Genomic DNA, 365 nt, shown 5'->3' on the forward strand with positions numbered 1-365 from the left:
TACACATCTGCAGCCGCTCCCGGTAGCAGCTTGACATAGGAGCATCAAGGAGACCCGGTGAACGTGCATCCGTTCATCGAGGCGGAGCGAGCCGGCACACACAACGTCAAGCGTGCGTGTGAGCTGCTCGAGGTCTCCAGGTCCGCCTACTACCAGCGCACATCCGGCGTCCAGTCCCTTCGCGGGCGCGTTGATGCCCAGCTCACCGAGAAGATCATCCAGGTCCATGCGGTGTCGAAGGGCACCTACGGGGCGCCACGCATCCACGCCGACCTCGCTGACGCCGGCATGCGGCACGGCCGTAAACGCGTCGCCCGGCTGATGCGCGCCGCTGAACTGGCCGGCAAAAGCCCTCGCCGGTGGCG

The 365-nt window shown here is 66.3% G+C and carries 1 protein-coding gene; it reads left to right on the top strand.

All coding sequences use genetic code 11. The annotated features are described in order from the left end of the window. Nucleotides 1–57: 57 nt before the first annotated feature. On the top strand, nt 58–365 hold a 308-nt coding region (locus tag ACLQ28_RS34545), incomplete at its 3' end, for an IS3 family transposase (protein ID WP_425690454.1).

Origin of the sequence: Micromonospora sp. DT201 (genome assembly GCF_049841575.1) — a bacterium.
In the GTDB taxonomy this organism is placed as follows: Bacteria; Actinomycetota; Actinomycetes; order Mycobacteriales; family Micromonosporaceae; genus Micromonospora.